Consider the following 16,863-nt stretch of genomic DNA (forward strand, 5'->3'; position numbering starts at 1 on the left):
GGTCTATTGCGCCGTCGGCGCCCAGCCGGGGCCTTTCACGACGTGCCCGACGCGGTCGCGCCAATTGGCCGCCCCGCGCACGTCGCGCCAAATCGCGGTGTACTCGTGGGTCGCGACCCGCATCGGGTTGAATGTGTCGATATTCTTCGTCAGCCCGAAGCGCACCTGCTCATCCTCACCGGCGAAAGTTCCAAACAGTCGATCCCATACGATGAGGATTCCGCCGTAATTGCGGTCAAGATATGCCTGGTTGGATCCATGGTGCACTCGGTGATGCGACGGTGTATTCATCACCAATTCGATTGGCCGCCAGAGTTTCCCGACGCGCTCGGTGTGAATGAAGAACTGATAGAGCAGGCTGATCGACTGTTGCAGCAGAATCATCCACGGCTCAAAACCAAGTAATGCCAACGGAATCCAGTACGGAAGGGACGTAAATGGTGTCCACGTCTGCCGCAATGCCGTCGAGAGATTGTATTGCTGGCTGGAGTGATGCACCACGTGACTGGCCCACAGAAGCCGGATGGTGTGGTGGGTGCGGTGGTACCAGTAGTAGGCCACGTCGTCGGCGACGAAGAGCGCCAGCCACGTCAACGGGTTGTCGGCGGGCAAGTGCAGCGGTGTGATCAGGAAGGCTCCGGCCAGTACCGCGAGGACCGCCAGTTTCCAGCCGATATTGATGACGACATTGCCCAGCCCCATCGTCAAACTCGTTGCGGTGTCCCGAAACTCATAACCGCGCTCATCGTCGTCGGGCAAGAAATAGAAGGATGCGGCTTCCAGAACAAGGCAGATCACGAAGATCGGGATCGCGTGCAGAATGAGGTCGAACATGGGGTCTCTTTCGAAGGTCAGCGCTCGTCGGCGCCCGCGAGCAGAGTAACGATTCGGCCGAGTAAATCGTCGGCGAGTCGGGCTGCACCGTCAGCATCGCGCGCGGCGATGCGGTCGGCGAGTTCGAGATGCGCTGCCCGGTCGACGAATTCGGCCATCAGACCGAGATCAGCGAGAGCGCCGATGCCAATCGCGTCGAAGCCGGACAGCAAGGTATTCAGTCCCAGCCGATAGGCCAGGTTGCCTGAACCATCGATGACTGCCGTCCAGAAGACCTCGTCGGCGGCGACGGTTGCGGCGATTGTCGCGTCAGCGACCGGATACCCGCGAGCGGCTTCGACGATCGCCGCGCGTTGCGCCTCGGATGCGCGCGCCGCGCAGAGGCGCGCGGCATCGGTTGCCACACTGCGCCGCATCTCGACGATGTCTCGCAACAGTTCTACCGGCGGCACCGCACCGGTGGCAGCGAGCGCCGTCAGGACATCAAGTCCGGCGTGGCGTCGCCAGTCGAGGACACGAGTCTTACCGCCCTGCGCGATACGGATTAGACCGGCTTGCCGGACCCCTTTGAGTGCCTCGCGGATGGCATGCCGGTTGACGCCGAAGCGCAGAGCCAATTCGCGCTCGGCGGGGAGCGGATCGCCGGGCGCGATGCGTCCGGACAGAATTTCGGCGACCAACTTGCCGAGCACTTCGTCGGAGACCGCAGTCCGTTCGATCGGTTGAATGTCCACGATCGTCGATTCTGACAGTTCTTCAGCCAGTGGTCAACTGGTTGTACCAGTTGTATTTGGGCTTCTTTCGGCAGTTCAGCGTCTTGGTCCAGGTCGGGAAGCCGTTAACTTATGGTTGCTAACGTAATAGTCGTGCCGAAAACCACGGACCGGCCCACATCGTGAAGTGGGCATTACTCGCCGCTGCCGTATTGAGTGAGGTCGCCGCATCGCTCTCACTGAAGGGGTCAGCGACGACGCCGGCGTTGTACGCGGTGGTCGTCATCGGATACGTCGCCGCATTCATCCTGCTGACACTCGTATTGCGGCGAGGCATGGCACTAGGGGTGGCCTACGGCGTGTGGGGTGCGTCGGGAGTCGCATTGACCGCCGTGGCATCGACGTTGATTTTCGACGAAACCTTCACGGGACTGATGGGCGTCGGCTTGATTCTGATCATCGGCGGAGTACTTCTCGTCGAAAATGGCTCCCGCACAGATGATTCCAGCGACGTTGATGATAACGATGTTGCCCCGCAGCCAATTTCGGAGCGTTGAGATGGCGCTACTGTTCTTAGCGTGTGCGATCGCGGCCGAAGTGATCGCCACACTGTCGCTTCGGGCAGCGGCGGCCGGCCGCAATCTTCTTTATGTTGTCGTCGGAGTCGGGTACCTATCCGCATTCGGCGCGCTATTGGCGTCGCTGCGGCACGGTATGCCACTCGGAATCGCCTATGGCATTTGGGCGGCGGCCGGAGTAGCACTGACGGCACTCGCGTCGCGAATCCTGTTCGGAGAGATGTTAACTCGGAGAATGATCGCCGGGATAGGGCTGATCGCAGCCGGCGTCCTGCTGATGGAATTGGGCGGCACCGGATAACTCACATCGGTCTACGAAGGCAAAACTCGATTTCGTTCCCGGCGTTTCGACTGATAGAGTATTCAGCAAGTTCACGCGAGGCTGTAATTCGCTTGTTGAACCAGAGGCCGGGGCGTTTACAGGCGCCGCCGGCCTTGTCCATCTTCAGAGCCATCAGGTTTCAGGTGTTTCGTCAGATGCCGACGCAGACAAGAATCAACCGCGGGTAATCACCACACTGGTCATCGCCGAGATCGATCCACGAACGTAGATCACCGGCCCGGACGCACGACCAGGCGAGCCAGACTTGTCTTTGACAGTCGACCAGCCGCTCTTCGCCAGATCTGAATATCGAACCTGGTGGTCAGTACCGAGTTTGATCTTGACCGTCGAGGCGGACACTTGCAGTTCGATGTCAACCACCCCACCCGACAGGGTGGCCTTGCTCAAATTGAGATCAATCGTGCCCATCGAACCGGTGAGTCGTAATCGTTGTGGGACATTCCATTTGCCTTTGCGGCGGACCGTCGACCAATCGGCGTCGAGGATTTCTACCGGCGAATCGAGCGCCCCCGCCGTCGTCGCGACCAGGTCCGCACCGATGTCACCGAATAGGTGCCCAGCGGTCGGAAGTTCGACAACCGCGCGTCGCAGATCGGCACGGGTGCGGGCGGCGTATACCAAGCCCGAGCGTTCTTCGAACTCGACTACGTCGAGGTAACCGTTGGTGAACGCATCGTTAAGCAGCCCAATAGCCGTCTCGCGTTCCGAATGGCCAACCCGTAAGTTGCCGTCTGAATCCTCCGCCATTGTTTCACCCTAGCGAGAATTCGGACACGTCACTAACCTGCTTGCCGGGCTAGTTGCGGACCGCGTAGCGCGTCGCCACCACTCCCGACTGAAACTCCTTGCGACTCAACGGCTCAAGGTCGAGGTGTTCTGACAGGCCAGCCAATAGCGTCGGTCCGTGACCGGCGATCCTCGGATGCACGACGAACTCGCACTCATCGATCAATCCCCACTGCGCCAACGCAAGTGGCAGCTGAACGCCACCCACCAGGATCCCGTTACCCGGTTGGCGCTTGAGATCGATCACCGCTTGCCGCAGGTCACCACGGATCAGTTCCGCGTTCCAGTCGAGGTCGGACAACGTACTCGACACCACGTACTTCTTCATCGAATCCATTGTTCGGGCAAAGGGTTCAGTCCATTCGGGCATCTCCGGATTGAGACCTGGCCCTCGCCACGCATCCTGCATCATCTCGAATGTGGTCCGGCCCAACAGAATCGCGTCTACCTCGGCGATCGTCTGTGCTGCGTGAAGGTGCGTCTGTTCGTCGGGCACCCCCTCGCGGTGATCGCAGCAGCCATCCAAGGTGATGTTGATCGAATACCGAAGAGGACGCATGTGTTTAGGGTATCCACGAGCGCCAACAACCGTGGCAGACTGGGCAAACCTGCGATCTGACAACCCTTCGAGAGCAATCCTCCCCCGACGCCGCTGGACTCGCGGATTTCAGCCGAACTCGACCACGTGACCATCCTCGACATGCCACCGTCGGTCAACTCGAACATTCGCCAGCATCCGACGATCGTGGGTAACCAAGAGCAGTGCGCCGTCATAGGAATCTAGCGCCGATTCGAGCTGCTCAATCGCGGGTAAATCGAGATGGTTGGTCGGTTCGTCGAGCACCAGCACATTGGTCCCCTTCACCTGCAACAACGCCAGCGCGGCGCGCGTCCGCTCCCCCGGCGACAAATCCGCTACTCGCCGCTCGACGTGATCGGCCCGCAGGCCGAACTTCGCGAGCAGGGTACGAACGTCGGCGGTAGCCAGATGCGGCATCAATTCCTCGAACCGCTGGGCGAGCGGTTGTATGCCCGTGAATTGTCCACGTGCCTGGTCGATTTCACCCACCGCGATGTTGGCGCCGAGGCTAGCATCGCCCGCGTCGGGTGCCGTCTGCCCCAGCAGCAACCTCAACAACGTGGATTTGCCAGCGCCATTGGGCCCGGTGATACCGATTCGCTCGCCGGCATTCACCTGCAGCGACACTGGACCAAGAGTGAAATCCCCCTGCCGCACAACGGCATTGCTCAACGTAGCCACGACCAAACTTGAGCGCGGCGCCGATCCGATGGTGAACTCGAGTACCCACTCCTTACGCGGCTCGGCCACCTCGTCGAGCCGCGCGATGCGGCTCTCCATCTGACGTACCTTCTGCGCCTGCTTCTCACTCGACTCGGTCGCTGCCCGACGTCGATTCTTGTCGTTGTCGGGAGCCTTTCGCATCGCGTTGCGCACACCCTGACTCGACCATTCACGTTGTGTCCTGGCGCGCGCCACCAGGTCGGCCTTGCGTTCGGCGAACTCCTCGTATTCCTCGCGCTTATGACGCCGGGCAACTTCGCGTTCTTCGAGATAACTCTCGTAGCCGCCGCCGTAAACGGTGTTGGTGTGCTGCGCCAGGTCTAGCTCGATGACGCGGGTGACGCTGCGCGCCAAGAACTCTCGGTCGTGGCTGACCAATACCACGCCGCCGCGCATACCCGCGACGACTTCCTCCAACCGAGCCAGGCCGTCCAGGTCAAGATCGTTGGTCGGTTCGTCGAGCAAGACGATGTCGAAACGCGAACACAATAACGCCGCAAGTCCCACTCGCGCGGCCTGCCCACCTGAAAGCCCTTCCATCAGAACCGATTCGGGCGCCTGTGCGCCGACGTCGAGTCCCAAATCGGCGAGCACCGCGGGGATTCGCTCGTCGAGGTCGGCGCCGCCGGCTGCGAGCCAGTGATCGAGTGCGGCTGCGTAGTCGTCGGCGGAATTTCCGGAGCCGGCGTCGTCGGCAAGTGCCGTCGCGGCTGCTTCCATGGCCCGCGTCGCACGAGCACAGCCGGTCCGCCGCGCGATGTACTGCCCGATGGTCTCCCCCGGCACTCGCTCATGTTCCTGCGGCAACCATCCGATGAAGGCGTCGGCCGGCGCACAAGATACCGAACCGCCCAGCGGCGGCAGGTCTCCGGCAAGAATCCGCAGCAACGTCGACTTACCCGCACCGTTGGCTCCTACAACACCGACCACGTCGCCGGGAGTGACCGTGAGGTCGAGGTTGTCGAACAGCACGCGATGCGCGTAGCCGCCGGCGATGTCCTTGGCGACGAGGGTTGCGGTCATGGCTCTATCGTCGCATTCATGCTTTCAGCACCGCTGTCGACGTGCTGGTCCCACTGGCCGGCGCTGGCAGCACCGCGACGGTCGGGAATACCCTGACGACATGGGCGCATTCGATGATGACCGGACCTGGACGCGATGAGATCGCTGCAACCCCTCATCGCTCCGATCTCCCCGGTCCACGCGTTAACGCGAATCGCCTGGTTGCTGGAGCGCCAGCGCGAACGAAGCTACCGGGTCGAAGCATTCCGCAAGGCGAGCCAAGCGGCCGCGGCGCTGGATCCCGGTGACTTGGCGGACCGTGCTGCGTCGGGCACTTTGACCGAAATTCCCTCGCTCGGCAAGACCACCGCCCAGGTCGTCGTCGAGGCTCTGCGCGGTGAAGTGCCCGGCTATCTGGACCGCTTGCAGCAGATGCCTGAATCGTTTCCAGTCGGCGACTCCGGCGAATTGGCGACCGCTTTGCGTGGCGATCTGCACTCACATACCGAGTGGAGCGACGGTGGCGCGCCCATCGAAGAAATGGCCTGCGCGGCAACGGCTCTCGGCTACGAGTGGTTAGCGATAACTGACCACTCGCCACGTCTCACCGTCGCGAACGGTCTCTCTGCCGAACGCCTCGTCGACCAGATCGAGCAGATCGGCCGGTGGAATACACAAACTCATTCGCTTCGGTTGCTCACCGGAATCGAGGTGGACATCCTCGATGACGGCTCGCTCGATCAGAGTGACGAGATGCTCGGCCGGCTCGACATCGTCACCGCCTCAGTGCATTCCAAACTGCGGATGGATCACGACGCCATGACGGCCAGATTGGTTGGCGCGGCGAGCAATCCACGAGTCACCGTTCTGGGACATTGCACCGGTCGGCGAGTACTCAGCGGTCGTGGGCATCGACCACCGTCAACCTTTGATGCCGCAACGGTTTTCGCGGCGTGCGCCGAACACAACACCGCTGTCGAAATCAACTCCCGACCAGAACGGGTCGACCCGCCAGACGATCTCATCGATCTCGCACGGGAATCGGGCTGCTTGTTCGCGATCGACTCCGACGCACACGCTCCCGGACAACTAGAGTTCGCGATCCTCGGAGCCCAGCGTGCCGTCGCACATGGCATCGATCTCGATCGCATCGTGACGACCTGGCCGGTCGACCGGCTGCTGTCGTGGACATCACAGTGAGTCGGTCCAAGGTTTAGAAACGCTTCGTCCGGGCAACCTCTACGAGCCGCGATGGAGAACTAGGAGACGCCAGCCATGAGCCGAATCACTCGCCAGCAATCTCTGGCCATGTACATCCGGATTCACCTGGTGGGCGCGAGCGGCGGGCTCAGGCTCGCCGAACTGCTCGCGAAGGACCCCTGGATGGACGGGGCACTCGATCACCTTCCCGGCGAACTCGACGACGAAGCGGCCTTTGCCAAAGAATGGGCATCTGGTTACAGCCGCCTACCGGAAATATGGACGGCAGCGGTCTTCGGACTGACCGCTGCCATGAGAGTTGCTCTGAGCGCACTGCGACCGTTGCGCGGACAACTACGCCGCACGGTCTCCCTCGAGGCGATGCGCTCGCTGGTGCTGGCGAAGAAGGCGATGTGGGAACTCGGCCTCTCGCTTCACGAACCCGGCGATCAATTCCACGAGCGCTTAGCCGAGTTCGATCGCCAAGCCGTACGTCAGGCCGAGGACTTGCAGCGCTTGCATCAGCGTGCCGCGGTCGAGACTTTCAACGAGTAGGCACAGGTGCTCGCCTACGCCCAACTCAGGTAGGGCACTACTCGCGCGCCTATCGCCATATCTGCATACGTTCGAAGCGCAGACAGCGAGCGCAAGGAGCGTCCCATGCCACGTACACACACCGTCGCCCCCGGCGACACCCTGAGCGCGATCGCTCAGCGCTTCTACGGACAAGCAGGGCTGTTCGGATTCATCGCGGCGGCCAATCGCATCGCCGATCCGAATATGATCAATGTCGGCCAAGTGCTGACATTGCCCGATCTTGGCCGCGTCCATCCGGTCGTCGCGGGAGACACCCTGTCCGGGCTCGCACAGCGCTTCTACGGCGACCCCGGAAAATTCGGAATCATCGCCGCTACCAACGCGATTCGCAATCCAGACCACATCGAAGTCGGCTGGGTACTCGCGATACCCGATCTGCCCGCGCCGCCGCGTCCGGCCAATCCCGGCGACAAGCCTCCCGATGTGGTTGCCCCACAGCAACTTCCGAACGGGATCATGCCGTACGCCAGCGAACCATTCGGGGTCTACCAACCACTGATCGGCTGGCGGAGCAAACTGCAGGGCGAACGTGTGCGCGCCGGAATGGCCAACCGATTCGCGCAGGCCGTGCGGCTCGCCGACCTCGAGCGAGCGCCGGCGCCCGGCCCGCATCTCGCGTCACCGCATATTGCCGACTTCACCGGCACGTCCATCGGCCGCGAACTCGTGGTGCGCGCGCGAGCCGCCGACTCCGCCGATCCGAATCTGTGGCAGACGCTGCTCGCCGACGCACCTGATTCGCCCATCACGACGATGATGGCGACGCTGAACGCACCGGCATTGGCCGCCAACGCCAATGCTGGTGCCGACGCCGACGCAGCTGCCCCCACCCGGGAGATGGCCACCGCGCGACTACTACAGGATCTGCAGAACACCGACGCGGCGATTCTGCCTCAACTGTTCGCCCGCCAAATCCAGCCCTGGGAGCGCGCACTGGCAGCGGTCAAGCTACTGGGACAACGTCATCCGTCGAAGGAGATGTTCCTATCCCCGATCGGCATTCTCCACCGCTTCCGCGAATACTTCTTCGAATTGGGCACCTTCCTCGGTCCACCCGTGGGTCACGTGTGGATCAGCCCCGGCGGCACGGTCGAGTTAGTCGAAGTCAATACTCGCCGCACCCTGGTCGAGCGCACCATGGAACAGTCCGTTGAGACCATCGAAAAGTCTGAGCAATCGTCAAGTGTCCGTGACGAAATCGCCGATGCGGTCAAGACTGAGAACGCCACCGATATGAAACTCGGTGTCACGACGTCGGCCAGTGGCGGTTTCGGTGCGATCTTCCAGGCGAGCGGCAGCGCGTCCTTCAATCTGGACTCCTCGCGCAAGCAGGCGCAGGAGCAGACACATAAGCGAATGCGGGAACAAACGTCGAAGCTTTCCAGCGAGGTGAAGCAGAATTTCAAAACCACCTTCCGCACCGTCACCGAGACCACCGATACGTCGAGCCGCCGCTACGTTCTGCAGAACACTACCGATCGTCTCGTCAGTTACGAACTGAGTCGCAAGATGCGCAAAGTCGCGGTTCAGGTCCAAGATCAGGGCCAGCAATTGTGCTGGCAGCTCTACGTCGACAATCCCGGAAGTACTTTGGACACAGGCGAATTCGTCCATGAGAAGGCAGAGTCGCTCAACCCGGACATCAAACGTCCCGACACTATTCCCTATCCCCCGGATAAGCCGGTGACCTATCCACTGTCGATTCCGTTCCTTCAGGATAAGGGCGGGGATGATGACAACGACTTGACCTATGTGAGCGAAGACGGCAACCGGGACCGAGGTATCAACGAAGTTGACGTTGGTGACAACAACATCATCAAGTTCAAGTTCGACATCGCTCTTCCACCGCCGCCGGAAGGGTACGAGTTGCTCGACACGCTTCCGGTCCTCGACTTTAAGAATGAGCAAGTCGAATTCACCGTCACCGACGAGGATCTGCGGCCGAATCCCTCCACTGCCGCCAACAAGTTCCGTGTGCGATTGCTTGTGGCTAACTTCGGCGGCAAGGGCGCGATTCCGTTCGAAGCGACGTTGGTGTACCGAGCCACCAAAGCGATCAGAGATGCGATCGATGCGAAGAATGCCGCGGCATCGAAGGATTACACCGATCTTGTTGCCGCAGAAAAGGAACGGTTGTTCTATCAAACATTGCGCAAGCGCATCAAGCTCTCCAGCAAGGTGCAATCTCGGCGTCCGGAGGACCTACGCGAAGAAGAGCGCAGCATGATCTACCGCGCAATCGTGTCGCGTCTGTATGGCAAGACAGCCGGTTGGGTGAACGACGACTACCACGTGGCGTCCGAGCTCATCCGCTACTTCTTCGATATCGAGGCCATGCTGTACTTCGTCGCACCAGACTGGTGGAAGCCACGCGCCCATCAAGGCGCCCCGATGGATTCGTCGGGCAACCTACAGGCGACCACCCTTGTGCACGGTGACCGCTACTTGTTCACCGACGAATCCGACCCGGCACCGCTGGGCGCCTCGCTCGGCTGGTTCCTCCAACTCGACGGCGACGCGAACCGCAACGCATTCCTCAACTCCCCGTGGGTCAAAGCGGTATTGCCGATCCGACCCGGTCGGGAAAAGGATGCGATGACCTTCCTGAGTCGGCCGGAAGTGGCCGGAACAGAAGGTCTCGACGAACCGTATCCGTTCAACGCGGCGGAGGACCCGCCCGAATATCAGGGCAAGTCACTTCGCGATGTCCTGCTGATGATTGCGGCGAAAATCGCTGAGGAACAACAACAATCGTTGACGCCGGTTCCAACCCGGCCGGGTGATCCGAACTCGGATCTAGCGCTGCCAACCGAGACCGTGTTCGCCCACGGCTTCGACCCGCTCGCGGGCGGAATCTCATTCGGCAAGGAACCATTCAAAGTGTTCAGCCAATGGACCGAGATCTTGCCGACCGAACAGGTTGTTGCCACCGAATACAGCTTGAAGGGACTGTGAGGTGCGATGGCCGATCCACCGGCCGCGATAGCGCCCATAGCCCCGATCAAGGCGCCTGCGGCACCGGCCGCTCCCTCACCGCCCACCCTGTCGTTCGGCAATTGCAAGAGTGATGACGAGGCGCTGGCGAAGGTGCCGGGCCGCAACGTCGAAGACCCCGCCTATCGCAAACGAGGGGTCGTGCGGTCGAAGGATTGGTTCCCAGCGAGCCGAAAGGTGACGTCGGGCAACGAAATCATTCCCTATGTCAATGGTAAATGCGCCTTCGCCGATATGTCCGAAGCACTGAAGACAGCGTTTCTTCCCGAGCATCGGATTTACCTCATCGGATGGTCCGTCGACAAGGGTGTGCAATTGGTGCCCGGCGCTGGCGGCACACTCGAAGACCATCTGAAGAACTCACGGGCGCAGATTCGCGGCCTGTTCTATGACGGACGAATTACGTTGTCCCCGTTGATAAGTATCAATACCGGCGTCGAGAACAAGTGGATCGCCGACATGATCAACAACCTCCCCAACGGCGCGGCAGTTATTGATGGACGACTTCCGCCGTCGGGCATACATCATCAGAAAGCCCTTGTGGTGCAAGGCATGTTCGGGCTCGTCGCGTTTCTCGGCGGAATGGATCTCGCGCCGTCTAGGGTTAACGTCAACCCCGCGGCGGGCGAGCCGTGGCATGACGTACAGGTGCGTATCACCGGTCCCGCCGCTCTCGAGGTTCGGCAAATATTCGAGGACCGCTGGATAGATCACCCTACTGCGGCGACGCGCGACGAAAGGCTTGCTGGGACAACGATGCTCACCAGCGACGCCCGTCGGAAACTAGCATTCCCCGATCCGGCACAACTCGATCGCGGGAGTCTGCCGTCGACCACTTGGCTTCCGGGGGCAACTAAGTCACGATCGATGGATGGCTTCGCTGCCATCGGCCGAACCTTTGCGAGCAGCAAGGCCAGCGGACCGTACACCTTTGCGTCGTCGGGCGACTATTCGGCGTGGGAGATGATCGAACACGGCATAGCAAAGGCGCAGCGCTGGATTTACCTGGAGGACCAGTACCTGGTCAGTCGGATGGCGCGTAAAGCCCTGCTGGCCAAGCTCGCCGATCCCAACTTCGAATACCTGCTGATGGTGATGAACGGATCCGGCGCCGCCGCGTCGGACTTCAAATTCCTTGTGACACAACGTAATGAGTTCCGCCGCGATCTCCTGAAGATCGATCCCCAACGTAAGCGTTGGGGGATGTACATACTCAAGGATTCTGGCGATCCAGAACGGCAAAAGGTCTGCGGTACATACCTGCACAGCAAGACGTGGATATTCGACGACGGTTATGCGATCGTCGGATCGGCCAACTGCGACAATCGCGGCTACACGCTGGATACCGAATGTGTGGTCGGCTTCACCGATGCCAACACTCTCGATGTGTTCTTGGGAAAGAGCTATGCGATCGAACTACGAACCCGATTGTGGCGCAAGCACATCGGCCTACCTCACGCCCAATTGCGCGACTTCGACAAAGCCATCAAATTCTGGCGCCAGCCCCCGCCGAGCGCGATGATCGTCGACGCCAGCGGTTTCGAGATCGACAGCAACCTCACGCCGCCGGCCCAGTTCCCGTCGGCCGCCGAAGCGCCGGCCGTCGAGACCGCGTGGACCACATTCATCGATCCGGACGCGCGGTAACAACGCCGACGTCGACCGAGCTAATGGCGGTATTCTGAGCGTCGATGCGGCGAAATCCTGTTTCCAGTTCGAGTCTCGCCTCGGTGGGCTACGACGAGACAACCCGGACGTTGGAGGTCGAGTTCAACAGCGGCTCGGCCTACCAGTACTTCGACGTGCCTATGTCGACATATACCGAGCTCACCACTGCGGACAGTATTGGCCGCTATTTCGTCGAACACGTCCGTGATGCCTATCGTCATCGGCGGTTATGAGTGTATCGGGAGCTCGTATGACGACGACCGCGTCGAGTCTCCTACTGGTGGCTGGTAGCTGTCGGTTTCACCACGTAAACCACCCGATACTGGACGTCCGGTGGTGGGCCGTCGAGTTTCATTCCGTATCGCTCGGCCAGCGCCGCGAAGACCGCTCCGGTGGAATCGTCGTCGATCCGGTCGACTGTTCCCCGAATCTCGAGATATCTATATGGCTGCTCCGGATCGTTAATCGATATCGCAACTTCCGGGTGTGCCGTGACATTCTTGTACTTCTGGCGGACCGTCGTGTTGGTGAAGAGAAGATGCTCTCCGGTCCACGAGAACCACATCGGATTCACTTGCGGCGTGCCGTCGGGGCGAATGGTGGCGAGGTGCGCGTAGAGCGGCCTCTCTAACAGGTCGCGGTGGGTTTCTGGGATGGTGGTCATGAGATCTCCTTTAACTATCTGGGTTATGCACGTCGTCAATTCTCCGGTGGTTCGGCGTACTAGTACCTGCTCCCCGTTGCCGCTGGTTGCGGCCCAGCGAAAATCTCGTCCCCGTGAAAAGGCTCGGAGGGCAATATGCCCTCCGACGCCTGCGACGGGGACGACAATTTCATTGGGCCTTCATCCCCATCACCGCAGAATGCTCAGGCACCAATCGGCCTGCCCTCGTTTGGATCCGCGAGACCATCGAACTAGCTGACTGAGCGGTTGGCGTTGACTACACCTTGCTGCCATTCATTCGATCGTAACGATCCGACACTTCTGATGCGACATAACAAGCAACGAGACCTGCTTCACAAAATCAGAGGAGTAACCGATGCACTCAGTTGTCCGTCAAGTAATAGCGGGGGCCGGCGCTCTAGCCGCGGCCGGGACCCTCGCCTTTACTGGCATTGGATCCGCCAACGCCGAGCCGACAGAGATGCACCCAAAAGTCACCCAGTGTAATGACCGATTCCGTACTCCACTCGAAGTCAATCGCGGCAATCTGCCCGTGTACTGGAGTCCGTTCGGCAGGTCAAACATCGTGTGTCTCGATATCGGCTTCGGGCCGAACGATTTTTATCAACGCGATCCCTGGGGATTCTGGCACGACATGAACGAGCTACGTCCCGGCCAATTCTTCTACAGTATTTTCGGGGAGTCGTACGCCCCCTGGCACCACGGCGGATAGAACATTGGCCTAGCCACTCGATAGTCGCTCGCGGAAGTTCGTGGGCTCATGAGACTGCCACTGAAGTGTCGGCGAGGCCGCCGCCCCCCACCTTCCTACAAGAGCGCTATCGCGTCGCGCGATGCCGCGTCGCTGGGCGTGTAGATCTCCAGACGATGGTCGGGGCTGTCCGGTTGCAACCAGACCTGGTAATCGACGGCCACGGCGCCGACGGTGGGGTGTTGGAGATCCATCGGGCCGCTCGTGCAGTCAGCGACCTCGCCGGAGGCCCAGATCGTGCCGAACTCTCGGCTGTGCATCGTGAGTTCGCCGATGAGTTCCGCGAGTTTCGCATCGCAGGGGTAGCGGCCGGAAGTAAGGCGGAGGTAGCCGATATGGATGCGTGCGAGTTGATCCCAGTTCCGGTACAGATCGCGGTGAAGCGGGTCGAGGAAGAACATGCGCGGGATCGACGGCCGCGTCTCCGGGTGCGCTGGCGCGTCGTAGTCGAGGTGTTCGGCCATCAGCGCGTGCCCGGTGCGGTTCCATGCGAGCACGTCACCGCGCCGACCGAGCACGATCGCGGGCACGCTCTCACCCAGCGACGACATGAGCGCGGAGACCCGAGGTGCCAGGATTTCCGGTTCGGGCCGATTGAGTCGAAAGGGACCGGAGGGGTGCGCAAGATTGTGCAGGTGCGTCGTCTCGGCCTCGTCCAACCGGAGCACGCGAGCCAAGGCGTCAAGCACCTGTGGTGAGGCGGTGCCGGAGTGGTCTTGCTCCAAGCGCGTGTAGTAGCCGACCGAGACTCCGGCAAGTTGCGCGAGTTCTTCACGCCTCAATCCGGCCACCCGGCGCGTAGTGCCGTAGGTCTGCAGGCCGGCGTCGTCGGGAGTGACGCGGTCGCGGCGAGTCTTGAGAAACACGCCGAGGGTCTCGGTCTGCATATTCGTCATGCTAGCCAGCCACCTTCCGGCGTGCCTGCACCTGTCAGGTGTACCCATCACAGGGGTCTGGCTGCGATTCACAGCGCTGTCGAGAATCCAAGACGTGAGCCAACAAACGCAGAACGCCACCGCCGATACTTCCGCCCCTCAAGTTCAGGTGCGGGCCGATCGGCGTGCGTGGTTCGGGTTGCTGGTCGTGCTCGGCCCGGTGCTGCTGGTGTCGATGGACGGCTCGATCCTGTTCCTGACGATGCCGACGATCACCCACGCTCTCGCCCCGACCGCGGATCAAGCGCTTTGGATTCTCGATATCTACGGCTTCGCCGTCGGGTCGCTACTCATCACATTCGGAAACATTGGCGACCGTTTCGGCAGACTCAAACTCCTCATGATCGGAGCGACCGTGTTCGGTATCGGGTCCGCCGTTGCCGCGTTCTCGACCTCGCCGGAATGGCTCATCGGGTTCCGCGCCCTCATGGGCCTCGGAGGTGCCACTCTGCTCCCGTCTGCTCTGGCGGTGCTTAGCGAGTTGTTCGAGAACCCGCGCCAGCGTTCGCAAGCGATAGGGATCTTCGCCGCGACCTTCGCGACCGGCTTTGCCATCGGCCCGGTCATCGGCGGAGTGTTGCTAAGCCACTTCACTTGGGGCTCGGTGTTCGTCGTCAACCTGCCCGTTGTTGTGATCTTTCTCGCCGCTGCCCCGCTAGTGCTTCGCGAGGTCACGGCGACCCGACCAGGCGGCGTCGATCTGCTGAGCATGATCCTTTCCGCCGGAGGACTCCTCGCCGCCGTATACGCGATTAAGGAACTCGCTGCCTACGGTCCTTCTTGGCCCGTCGGGATTTTCGGCATCGTCGGGGTGCTGGTGCTCGCCTGGTTCGTCCTGCGGCAGCGAAAGCTCGAGTACCCGCTCGTGGACGTGACCCTGTTCCGAGAGAAGGCCTTCACCGTCGCGATCATTACCGGCGTGCTCTCGCTGTTCGCCTGGTCAGCCGCCGCCTACCTCACCGGCATGTACCTTCAATCGGTCCTCGGCCTTCCGGTGCTAACCGCAGCCCTACTCGCCCTGCCAGGTGCGGCCGTGCTCACGACGGTATGCGTCATCACGCCCATGATCACCGAGCGGATCGGGAAACGCGGAGCACTTGTCCTCTGCCACTTCGCAATGGCCGGGGGCCTGGCGCTGTTGCTCGCGACCACGATCACCGGCGGAATCGGTTGGTTCATCGCCTCCACCGTCGTCGCCGGCGTCGGCTACGGAATCTCTTTCGCGCTGGTCGCCGACACCGCCGTCGCAGCGGTCCCGGCGAACCGTGCTGGTTCGGCTGGCGCGATCGCGGAGACATCGAATGAGATCGGAAACGCCCTCGGCATCGCCTTGCTCGGCTCCACGGCAGCGGTGATCTTCCGGCTCGCGGGACCACACCTCGCGCCCACCCTGGACGAAACCCTCGACCACGACCTTGCCGCCGGGATCGTTGAGCAGGCCAAGTCAGCCTTCCTCACCGGTCTGCATGTCGCGGTGAGCATCGCCGCCGTCCTCAGTGCCGCGCTCGGCGCACTTGCGCTTCGCTGGATGCCGAAAGGTGAGGAGGCCGGCTGAGCGAAGGGATCACATGGATCACGGCGCGGACGACACCCACTAAAAGCGGATTACGACGATCACGCGCTACGCGCAAAAGCCTTGTGCTGGAAAGCAAGTCGCGTCTTACATCTCGTTCTTGAGATCGAGCGCGTCAGTCAGACCGTGGTCAACACCGTTAGTTCAGTCATCCCGAACAATCGGGCGATGCCCCTAGGAAAAGATCGCCAAAGGGAGGTCCGGGAAATCTCGTTCACCCAGCGTCTCGATCGCTGTTGGCTTCCCATCCTCGCCCACGACTATCGCATCCGAGGGCACCTCCACCTCCGCGACTAGTCGGATTTCTGCGCAGTGACCGAATAGTCCTTCGGGTAGCGGCAGCGCATTAGTCACTGCAAAGCTCCCCAAGTAAATGAGATCGTCGCTATCGCCGACTTCGACGGGATCCCTGCTGTACCCAAAGCCACCGTCATACAGACTTAGCGGCAGAGCTCCCGCAAGGAATTCGTACTCCCTTCTGCCGTCTTCATGGACGAAAGTTCCTGCAACCGTAAGAATCCTTGTGTCGATCAGTCGCAACACCACGTCGTAGTCGTACAACTCGTGGTCGTTAATGTGTATTGGAGCCAACGCTCTACGCACTTCTCTAGATACCCGCCTTTCGCTGAAGTCTTACCGGGCGTGACGCAACGAGACTCGGCTCGAACAACCACTGCCCGAGTAAGTGCCACCGAAGCACGCCCGGGTGTCATAGACGAAGAACGGCCCGGTCAGAAGATTCTCTGACCAAGCCGTTTCTTGTGGAGCTAAGGAGACTCGAATCCCTGACCCCCACACTGCCAGTGCAATATGGGCGATATCGGCGCGTCTATTCCATTAGGTACGACTCATCCACCGGCATCGGCCCCGCACGCACGGTGCGGGCACTAACCCACTTTGC

16 protein-coding genes are annotated in these 16,863 nt (G+C 61.2%); 8 read left to right on the plus strand and 8 right to left on the minus strand.

Translation table 11 applies throughout. The features are described 5' to 3' along the window. Positions 1-3 precede the first annotated feature (3 nt). Positions 4-834 carry a sterol desaturase family protein gene (locus GOEFS_RS01640; RefSeq protein ID WP_007316125.1) on the minus strand — a complete coding sequence of 277 codons (831 nt, stop codon included), beginning with the start codon at positions 832-834 and terminating at the stop codon, positions 4-6. Between the two features lie 17 nt (positions 835-851). Further along, positions 852-1,568 carry a FadR/GntR family transcriptional regulator gene (locus GOEFS_RS01645; RefSeq protein ID WP_007316126.1) on the minus strand — a complete coding sequence of 239 codons (717 nt, stop codon included), beginning with the start codon at positions 1,566-1,568 and terminating at the stop codon, positions 852-854. 161 nt (positions 1,569-1,729) lie between these two features. On the opposite strand from GOEFS_RS01645, the gene GOEFS_RS01650 reads away from it, so the two are divergent. Together GOEFS_RS01650 and GOEFS_RS01655 are read left to right on the plus strand one after the other, a co-directional pair. After that, positions 1,730-2,104: a DMT family transporter gene (locus GOEFS_RS01650; RefSeq protein ID WP_007316127.1), complete on the plus strand. Its 375-nt coding sequence runs from the start codon at positions 1,730-1,732 to the stop codon at positions 2,102-2,104. Between the two features lies 1 nt (position 2,105). Then, positions 2,106-2,426: a DMT family transporter gene (locus GOEFS_RS01655; protein WP_007316128.1), complete on the plus strand. Its 321-nt coding sequence runs from the start codon at positions 2,106-2,108 to the stop codon at positions 2,424-2,426. 195 nt (positions 2,427-2,621) lie between these two features. On the opposite strand, the gene GOEFS_RS01660 is transcribed toward GOEFS_RS01655, so the two are convergent. From GOEFS_RS01660 to GOEFS_RS01670, 3 genes are all read right to left on the minus strand, one after another. Then, the gene (locus GOEFS_RS01660) at positions 2,622-3,215 is read right to left on the minus strand and encodes a DUF1707 SHOCT-like domain-containing protein (RefSeq protein ID WP_007316129.1); all 594 of its coding nucleotides are present in this window, start codon (positions 3,213-3,215) and stop codon (positions 2,622-2,624) included. A gap of 49 nt (positions 3,216-3,264) precedes the next feature. After that, positions 3,265-3,813 carry a dihydrofolate reductase family protein gene (locus tag GOEFS_RS01665; protein WP_007316130.1) on the minus strand — a complete coding sequence of 183 codons (549 nt, stop codon included), beginning with the start codon at positions 3,811-3,813 and terminating at the stop codon, positions 3,265-3,267. Between the two features lie 108 nt (positions 3,814-3,921). Beyond that, positions 3,922-5,580, minus strand: a complete 1,659-nt coding sequence (locus tag GOEFS_RS01670; protein WP_007316131.1) for an ABC-F family ATP-binding cassette domain-containing protein — start codon at positions 5,578-5,580, stop codon at positions 3,922-3,924. A gap of 135 nt (positions 5,581-5,715) precedes the next feature. On the opposite strand from GOEFS_RS01670, the gene GOEFS_RS01675 reads away from it, so the two are divergent. The 5 genes from GOEFS_RS01675 to GOEFS_RS01695 all read left to right on the plus strand — a co-directional run bounded on the left by GOEFS_RS01675 (position 5,716) and on the right by GOEFS_RS01695 (position 12,251). Then, a complete protein-coding gene (locus GOEFS_RS01675; RefSeq protein WP_007316132.1) occupies positions 5,716-6,759 on the plus strand; it encodes a PHP domain-containing protein in 1,044 nt (347 codons plus the stop codon). A gap of 75 nt (positions 6,760-6,834) precedes the next feature. Beyond that, the gene (locus GOEFS_RS01680) at positions 6,835-7,314 is read left to right on the plus strand and encodes a hypothetical protein (protein WP_007316133.1); all 480 of its coding nucleotides are present in this window, start codon (positions 6,835-6,837) and stop codon (positions 7,312-7,314) included. 105 nt (positions 7,315-7,419) lie between these two features. Continuing rightward, entirely contained in the window at positions 7,420-10,311 is a 2,892-nt protein-coding gene (locus GOEFS_RS01685; protein ID WP_007316134.1) for a LysM peptidoglycan-binding domain-containing protein, read from the plus strand. 6 nt (positions 10,312-10,317) lie between these two features. Further along, the gene (locus GOEFS_RS01690; protein WP_007316135.1) at positions 10,318-11,997 is read left to right on the plus strand and encodes a phospholipase D-like domain-containing protein; all 1,680 of its coding nucleotides are present in this window, start codon (positions 10,318-10,320) and stop codon (positions 11,995-11,997) included. Positions 11,998-12,041: 44 nt separating this feature from the next. Then, positions 12,042-12,251: a KTSC domain-containing protein gene (locus tag GOEFS_RS01695; protein ID WP_007316136.1), complete on the plus strand. Its 210-nt coding sequence runs from the start codon at positions 12,042-12,044 to the stop codon at positions 12,249-12,251. 41 nt (positions 12,252-12,292) lie between these two features. On the opposite strand, the gene GOEFS_RS01700 is transcribed toward GOEFS_RS01695, so the two are convergent. Together GOEFS_RS01700 and GOEFS_RS01710 are read right to left on the minus strand one after the other, a co-directional pair. Then, entirely contained in the window at positions 12,293-12,682 is a 390-nt protein-coding gene (locus tag GOEFS_RS01700; RefSeq protein ID WP_007316137.1) for a PPOX class F420-dependent oxidoreductase, read from the minus strand. A gap of 828 nt (positions 12,683-13,510) precedes the next feature. Next, positions 13,511-14,350, minus strand: coding sequence for a helix-turn-helix transcriptional regulator (locus tag GOEFS_RS01710; RefSeq protein ID WP_007316139.1), 840 nt, complete (start codon positions 14,348-14,350; stop codon positions 13,511-13,513). A 94-nt stretch (positions 14,351-14,444) separates the two neighbouring features. Between GOEFS_RS01710 and GOEFS_RS01715 the strand changes: the two genes are divergently transcribed. Then, positions 14,445-15,944: an MFS transporter gene (locus GOEFS_RS01715; RefSeq protein ID WP_007316140.1), complete on the plus strand. Its 1,500-nt coding sequence runs from the start codon at positions 14,445-14,447 to the stop codon at positions 15,942-15,944. A gap of 192 nt (positions 15,945-16,136) precedes the next feature. On the opposite strand, the gene GOEFS_RS01720 is transcribed toward GOEFS_RS01715, so the two are convergent. Further along, complete coding sequence (locus GOEFS_RS01720; RefSeq protein ID WP_138917838.1) at positions 16,137-16,523, minus strand: hypothetical protein; 387 nt, start codon at positions 16,521-16,523, stop codon at positions 16,137-16,139. Positions 16,524-16,863 lie beyond the last annotated feature (340 nt).

Origin of the sequence: Gordonia effusa NBRC 100432, from assembly GCF_000241305.1 — a bacterium.
Taxonomy (GTDB): Bacteria; Actinomycetota; Actinomycetes; order Mycobacteriales; family Mycobacteriaceae; genus Gordonia; species Gordonia effusa.